The organism is Bradyrhizobium sp. (assembly GCF_027451485.1).
In the GTDB taxonomy this organism is placed as follows: Bacteria; Pseudomonadota; Alphaproteobacteria; order Rhizobiales; family Xanthobacteraceae; genus Bradyrhizobium.
Genome location: NZ_DAIDJE010000099.1, coordinates 1 through 7,127 on the forward strand (window position 1 = coordinate 1; position 7,127 = coordinate 7,127).

Below are 7,127 nucleotides of genomic sequence, written 5' to 3' on the forward strand. Positions count from 1 at the left end.
CGCCAGTGTCTGCGCCGCGCCGAGCGCCGTGGTCTGCGCCGACAGGCCGCCGGGGTTGCTCGACAGGCCCTGCAACGCGCTGGTGAAACTGTTGAAGGCGGTTTCCAGCGTGCCGGTGCCTCCCGGGGTGCCATAGACGCGTTGCAATTGCCCGAGGATGTTCGACATCTGGTCGGCGAAACCGGCTCCGCCGGTCTCGGTGCGCAGCTGATTCTGAATGAACACATCGAGTTCGCGGGTGACGCCATTGACCTGGACGGTGGTGCCGCCCGTGCCGGTCGCCAGTTCGCTCTGATTGGGCGTCTCGGCCACATAGCCCGGTGTCTGCGCGTTGGCGATATTGCCGGATGTAATCGCAAGCGAGGCCTGGTTGGCCCGCAGACCGCTCATCGCTGTGGCAAGGGCAGAACTCAACCCCATCTTTATCCTCGCCTTGAATTAAGTTACGCTGACATTAGCGAGCCGCTGGTCAGCGGATCACCGACAGCAGATTCTGAACCATGTCGTTGGCCGTAGTGATCACCTTGGTGTTGGCCGAATAGGCCTGTTGCGTCACGATCAGCTTGGTGAACTGGTCGGCGATGTCGGTGTTCGAGCCTTCGAGCGACGAACCCGAGATCGTGCCCGAGGCGCCCTGGATCGCCGCGCCGGACTGTTCGGTGGCCGCGTAAGCCTGACCATCAAGAGCTTGCAGGTAGTTCGTCCCGTTGAAGTGCGACAGCGTGATCTGCGCCAGGTCGATGTTCTGCCCGTTGGAGAACGTGCCGACGACGAGGCCGCTGTTGTTGATGGCCACCGACTGGAGCTGTCCGGCGGCAAAGCCGTTTTGCGTGATCTGGCCGATCGTCGCCGTACCGGTGGTCGAGGCGAATTGCGACAACGCGCCGGTCGCAAAGTTCAGCGTAATGTCACCGACCGATTGGCCGTTCACAGTGAGACCAGGGATGGTGATGCCGCCGCCCGACGGACTGGTCAGGACACCATTGGAGTTGAAAACGAAGTTCGTCCCAACGTTGGTCCATGCCGTCTGGCTGCCCGTGGCCGTCGAGTTGCTCTGATAAAACAGATTCCACGTGTTGGTATGTCCGGGACCGAGGCTGGCGCTGTCGGTCATGGCCCAGCGGAGTTGGACGTTCACCGGCGTGCCCGCCGAGTTGTAGACCGTGACGGCGCCGCCGCTGATGCTCTCATTGTCGAAGGTGGTGACGTTATTGCCGACCACCAAGCCAGTACCGGTCGATCCGCCGCCGGTGCGGGTCGCCGACGGAAGGCTCGTGAAACCGAGTTCCGAAAAGACGCCGCTGGTGTCGGCGGTGACTTTGAGGTCATTATTCAGGCCTGTGTTCAGCGTGACCTGACCGTTGGTAATGCTGCTGGCGTTACTGGTGTTCCCGGTGATCTTGTCGAGTGTTGTAAGCAGGTCGCCAACCGTGCCGCCGGTCGTATCGATATTGTAGGGCGGCGTGGTCGTGGTCGCGCTGTTCGAAAATGTAATAGTGGTACCGTTGACGATGACGTCACCGCCGGTGATCGCCGTTGGCAGACTGCTGAGCGCCGTCGTTGTCGTGATCTTGTTGGCCGAGGCGTCCTGGGCCGTATTGCCCGTCACCGATCCGTTGACGTAAGGCTGCGCCGGCGTTCCAGCTACCACCGGATTGTTGATGCCGAAATCGGCCTGGTTGAGGCCGCCCGCGGCAGTGATCGTTCCGGGGGTGGCATTGGGGCTCGCCACCGTGACCGGAACCGTCGGCAGGTTCGCGGCATATTGAATCGCCGTCGTCGACTGCGCCGGAACGAAATTGTTGTTGAACTGCAGAACCGTCGGCACGTTGCCCAGCGGGTTGCCGGTTTTCGGATCGACGTTGACACCCATCAGGTAATAGCCGGCGCTGTTGACCAGATAGCCTTGCGCATTGACCTGGAAATCGCCGGCGCGCGTATAGTTGGTGACGCCGTTGAAGGTCGGCGTGTTGTCGACAGTGCCGGTCGGCTTTTGCACATCGAAGAAGCCGTCGCCATTGATCGCGATATTGGTTGCGACAGTCGAGCTTGAAACCGTCCCCTGGCTCGTGATCGTCTGCTGCGCGTGGGCCGTGACACCGCCGGCGACCTGCTTGTCGACCGTCAGCACGTCCGGGATCAGGTCCTCGAAGCTGGTAGAGATACCCTTGTAACCGACGGTGGAGGCGTTTGCGATGTTGCCCGATATATTCTGCAACGCGAAGGATTGAGCCTGCAGGCCACCTACCGAGGTATTTAGCGCGTCGAAGATACCCATAACTTTGTCTCCACATCCGATCCCTAAAGGTCACGCAGGCGGCTACCCGCGTAGAACCATCATCGACGGAGACGTCGCAATCGCCGTGCCAACAGCGAGATTCCTGTTATTTCAGGTAGTTAAACAAAAATGCCCCGGTCTTGAGACCAGGGCACATTTGCCGGGGCGGCAACAATTACCGGGTGCAAAGTTCCGCGAACGGCGGATTCGCGTTCAACTCGCGGTCGGCGCCGCCGGGTGGAAAACCAGTGCGTAGCCGTCCATGCAGTAGCGTAAGCCCGTCGGCTTCGGTCCATCGTCGAAGACGTGGCCGAGATGGCCGCCGCAGCGGCGGCAATGTACTTCGGTGCGCAGCATGCCGAAGGTGCGGTCTTCCCGCTTGCCCACCGCATTCTCCAGCGGCTGGTAGAAGCTGGGCCAGCCGGTGCCGCTTTCGAACTTTGTCTCCGAAGAGAACAGCGCAAGGTCACAGCCGGCGCAGGCAAATATGCCCTTGCGGTGCTCTTTCAGGAGCGGGCTGGTCCAGGGGCGCTCCGTGCCTTCCTTGCGCAGGATTTCATATTGCTGCGGGGTGAGCTGGGCGCGCCATTCCGCCTCGGTCTTTTCGACCTCGAACTTTTCCGCGGCGTTGGCGGGCTCACCGCGCAGCCAGCGTAGTGCGCCGAAACCGAACAGTCCGGCAGTGGTTGCAAGCAGAATACGGCGATCGATCATGGGAGCGTCTCCGTCTCGAAACGGGCAGGATGTACCTTTCCAGATACGGCGACCAGCCGGGAAAGTTACACTCGTCGGGTCGCCAATGCTCACTTTCTTGCGAGCGGGCGGACAGCGAAACGGCCGATCAGGAGCCCCCCTCGCCGGGTTCGGCCCCGACCGGGGTTGGCGAGCGTTCGGGCTGCGGATGGTCGTTGTTGCGTTGCGGCCTCGGATTGGGCCGAGATAGCGGTGTGCGCGGCCGCGGTGGCCGTGTTCCAGCCAGGCGGTTGGCTTCCACGAGCCGCGCCTCGCGGATACGCTCCCGTTCACGCAAGCGTTCGCGATAACGGGCGAGCGCGCCCGCGGCGGCCGAGCTGCCGCGCGACCACATGCCTATCAAATGTCCGGCGACGCGACCGGTGAGGCCGCCCGCCCACACCAGCTCGAACGGAGAAAACAGCCGCCAGCGATCGTCGCCCCAGAGAATGCTGCGGGCGATCAGCTGTCCCGCCATCGCGGTCGTGCTCAAGCCCTGCCGGCCGAAGCCGCTCGCCACCCAGAGTCCTTTGCGCAGCTGACCGATTTGCGGCATGCCATGCACCGTTTGCCCGATTGCGCTGCCCCACAGATCCGCCACCTGAGCCCGGGCGAGCTGCGGAAAAATCGTCCGGATGCGCCGCGCAATGGCGGGCGCGAACCGATGAGGGCGCGCATCCCAGGTAGTCTCCGGGCTCGCCCACATCAAGCGATCGCCGTCGACAATGCGGAATTGGTCCACGCGGTCGGTGTCGATCACCGATCCCTTGAAAGCGATCATGTCGGTGAGACGTTCGCCGAGCGGCTCGGTGATTCCGGCATAGCGCCAGACCGGCAGCAGCGTCTCCGACAGCCGCCGCGACGGCGCCCCCAGATGAACGTTGCCAGCGAGAACGATGTGCGATGCGCGCAATCGCGCCGACGGCGTGACGATCCGCTTGCGGATGCCCGATGCGTCAATGCCGACCACCGGCGTTTCCTCGAAAATTCGCGCCCCTGCCCGCTTCGCCAGCGCAGCAAGGCCATGGATGTATTTGCGGCCATCAACCTGAAAGGCTTTCGGAAAGTAGATGCCATGGAAATAGCGGTTGGTCTTCAGCTGCGCTCGCACCTGATCGACCTGCCATCCCTCGACTTCGGTCGCGAAATCCTCGCTCAGCATTTGCAATTCGCTGATCAGGCGATCGCCGGCATCGACATTGGAAACCACGAGAGCGCCCTCGCTCACGCTGATGCCTGGCATCAGTTCGTCGGTCGCCTGTGCGTGAACATATTCGGCGCCCTCTTTGGACAACTGCCAGAGCTCTTTGGCGTCCTCGAGACCGACGCGCGCAATCACGTCCTTGATCGCAAGATCATAACCCGGCATCACGGTACCGAGCAGGCCGCCCGAAGCGCCCCAGCCGATGTGACGGCCCTCGAGCACGACGACGCTGGCGCCAAGACGCGCGGCCTCGAGAGCGACCGTCAGGCCAGCAAGCCCTCCGCCGACCACGCAAATGTCGGCATCCACATCGAAGGTCAACCGCGCGCGGCTGCCATCGAGCCCGCCGCCGTCCCCGGTCAGTATCTCGCTCATGCCGTCTACTTACGGGATCAATCTAGCGCTTGTCACCTTGTCCTTGGCCGCAACACAGTAGATTAATTTGTCGTTGCTTGAATCGAATCGGAATCCGTCATGCGCCGTCTGATGCTGTTGCGGCACGCCAAGACCGAAATTGACGCGCCGAGCGGCCGCGACGAGGACCGCCGGCTCGACAGCCGTGGCCGCCACGATGCAGCCCAGATCGGCCGCTGGATCAGCCGCCATCCGCCTTTTCCGAGCCACGTTCTGGTCTCGCGCGCGGCGCGCGCTGTGCAGACCTGGGAGATCGCCTGGGAGGCCATGCGGGACGCCATGCCTGCGCCCGAGGTCCAGCTGACGCCGGAACTCTACGGCGCCGACGTTTCCCAGCTGCTCGAAACCATCCGCAACGCCTCCGTCACCGATCCTAAGCGGCTGATGCTGGTCGGCCACAATCCCGGAATGCATGAGCTTGCGACCGCGCTTGCGGGCCACGGCGATGCCGCCGGGCGCAGTGCGCTCGCCGACAATCTGCCCACGGCAGGCCTCGCCATCATCGATTTCGATATCGATGACTGGAGCGATGTCCGGATCAGGCGTGGACGGCTGGAGCTGTTTATCAGCCCCAAACTGATCCGGCAGACGTCGCGCGAATAAGGTTCAGCTTCTGACGCGCGTTGCTTCTCGTTTGTGCGATGCGGTCGTTCACCAAACGTCGGTCTTCGTCCAGGGATTCACTTCTGGTTATGCTAGATTCGTTCGGAGGCAGGTTCCGGCACCCGGGCCGACGCGGCGAATTTGAGGTTCCCAGGGTCTCGCAACGGCCTGCGAACTTTGGAATCGGAGCTCCAGGGAGGCGCAGATGTTCAGTTCCATTCTCGTGCCGCTTGATCTCGCCGACACCGATCTGGCGCGGCCCGCACTCGCAACCGCGGCAACCCTCTCTCAGACCTGGAACGGCAAGGTGCGGCTTCTCAACGTCATGCCGATGACCCCAGTGATGCTGGCGGAATATGTGCCGGCCGATTTCGACGTTCAGCAGCGGGAAACCTCGGAAGAGGCACTTGCCATTGTGGCCCGCGAGTCGGGGATCGACGCAAGCCGCATCTCCATCGCCGTGCGCCAGGGCGGCATCTATCACGAAATCCTGGAGGAAGCCGCTGCAGTCAAGGCCGACCTGATCGTGATGACCTCGCATCGGCCCGCCATGCGCACCTATTTTCTCGGCTCCAACGCCGGCCATGTCGTTCGCTACGCCAAATGCTCGGTGCTGGTGGTGCGACATTGAAGCAAGCCGGGTCTTAATCCCTAAGGCAGCAGGGATTCCGGCAAATCGTCGAACGTGTAGGTGAGAGGGCGGTTGCGCCGGATGAAGCCGCCGACCTGCCATGCAAACAATGCCGCAAAGCCGATCAGAAACAACGCGCCGGCCCATTGTCCCGTCAGTAGTGATCGCAGCAGCAGCCCGGCCATCGCGATTGCGAGCAAGGCCACGCATACGATTGCAGCGCCATAGAGGCGCGGGTGAAGGCCGCCGGTCAGAACGGCCTCGCTGCCCGCTTGCGCCATCCGCCGGTGTAACTCGATAACGAAAGCGCGGTAGTCGTTGTCCTGAGGCACCATCAGCGCTGCGGTCTGCCAGCTGGTCGAGAAGATCGGGAGCCATCCGCCCCCTGCCTTCGTGAGATCGGCGCGAAACCTGCGTGCCTGCATCGATACCGGACGATAGGAAAGCCGCACACTCGCGATTTCCCGATAGTCCCAGACGCCCGCGCGACCGCCAACGTGCCATGACAGCCCCCGTTCGGTCAGCTCAAACTGATGCGCAGAGCCGACCAGCGAAGCCTTGTAGGCGTAGCGTATACCGGCCGGACCTGACGAGTTGGGCTGCGGCGGCGGCAACGAACCGCTTCTGGCGTAGCAGAATGTTTGGAAGATGGAAGCGAGCCTCATCAAACGGCTTTCTTTGGCCGAGTGTCGTGGTTCTGACATTCGTATCATGTCGCGGCAGGAGTCTTACGAATGGCAGAACCAAAAACAACGCAGCGGCAGTCAGAGGCATCACACAAGCTTGCGCCGATCGCCTGCCCTATTCTACAACCGCACCATGCCCAAGACGACTCCCTTCCCGAGCCGCATTATCCTTGGCGCCGCCGCGATTTCCGGCGTGCTGCTCGCGCTCGCCGTGCACATGCTGGGCGCAAGGTTTGGACTCGATCTCGGCGGCTTGTGGCGATCCGATGCCGGCACTTTGATGCCGGCGGGCAGCGCGCTCGCATGGTGGCTGATCGCAACGGTCGGATTTTGCGGCGGCTATTTTACGGCTTCGCTGATGCATAGCGCAGCGTCAGGGCAAATTCCGCAACGGATGCAACATTTCCTGATTGCGATCGGTGTCCTGGTGCTTGTGGGCGCCGGCCAGGCCGCTTCCGGCCCCAGCTCCGTTCCGACCTTCGCCGGCCTCCTCACGGGACTCGCCGCGCTTGGCCTCGGTGCCGTGATGGCGTTTTGTGGCGCTCACTTCGCGCTGCGCAAGGCGTGACTTCGACTTCG

The 7,127-nt window shown here is 62.7% G+C and carries 8 protein-coding genes; 3 read left to right on the plus strand and 5 right to left on the minus strand.

Translation table 11 applies throughout. The features are described from left to right. The 4 genes from NEZ08_RS13445 to NEZ08_RS13460 all read right to left on the minus strand — a co-directional run. A partial coding sequence (locus NEZ08_RS13445) for a flagellar basal body protein (protein WP_298107491.1) occupies window positions 1-420 on the minus strand: 420 nt, incomplete at its 3' end. A gap of 49 nt (window positions 421-469) precedes the next feature. Further along, the gene (locus NEZ08_RS13450) at window positions 470-2,278 is read right to left on the minus strand and encodes a flagellar hook-basal body complex protein (protein WP_298107493.1); all 1,809 of its coding nucleotides are present in this window, start codon (window positions 2,276-2,278) and stop codon (window positions 470-472) included. A 213-nt stretch (window positions 2,279-2,491) separates the two neighbouring features. Continuing rightward, a complete protein-coding gene (msrB, locus tag NEZ08_RS13455) occupies window positions 2,492-2,992 on the minus strand; it encodes a peptide-methionine (R)-S-oxide reductase MsrB (RefSeq protein WP_298107494.1) in 501 nt (166 codons plus the stop codon). A 127-nt stretch (window positions 2,993-3,119) separates the two neighbouring features. Next, entirely contained in the window at window positions 3,120-4,589 is a 1,470-nt protein-coding gene (locus NEZ08_RS13460) for an FAD-binding oxidoreductase (RefSeq protein WP_298107495.1), read from the minus strand. Between the two features lie 99 nt (window positions 4,590-4,688). Between NEZ08_RS13460 and NEZ08_RS13465 the strand changes: the two genes are divergently transcribed. Both NEZ08_RS13465 and NEZ08_RS13470 read left to right on the plus strand, forming a co-directional pair. Continuing rightward, a complete protein-coding gene (locus NEZ08_RS13465) occupies window positions 4,689-5,231 on the plus strand; it encodes a histidine phosphatase family protein (protein WP_298107496.1) in 543 nt (180 codons plus the stop codon). Between the two features lie 205 nt (window positions 5,232-5,436). Further along, window positions 5,437-5,862: a universal stress protein gene (locus tag NEZ08_RS13470; RefSeq protein ID WP_298107498.1), complete on the plus strand. Its 426-nt coding sequence runs from the start codon at window positions 5,437-5,439 to the stop codon at window positions 5,860-5,862. A 20-nt stretch (window positions 5,863-5,882) separates the two neighbouring features. Here NEZ08_RS13470 and NEZ08_RS13475 read toward each other — a convergent pair whose 3' ends face one another. After that, window positions 5,883-6,527 carry a hypothetical protein gene (locus tag NEZ08_RS13475; RefSeq protein ID WP_298107499.1) on the minus strand — a complete coding sequence of 215 codons (645 nt, stop codon included), beginning with the start codon at window positions 6,525-6,527 and terminating at the stop codon, window positions 5,883-5,885. Between the two features lie 154 nt (window positions 6,528-6,681). Between NEZ08_RS13475 and NEZ08_RS13480 the strand changes: the two genes are divergently transcribed. Then, window positions 6,682-7,116: a hypothetical protein gene (locus tag NEZ08_RS13480; RefSeq protein WP_298107501.1), complete on the plus strand. Its 435-nt coding sequence runs from the start codon at window positions 6,682-6,684 to the stop codon at window positions 7,114-7,116. The last annotated feature ends 11 nt before the right edge of the window (window positions 7,117-7,127 follow it).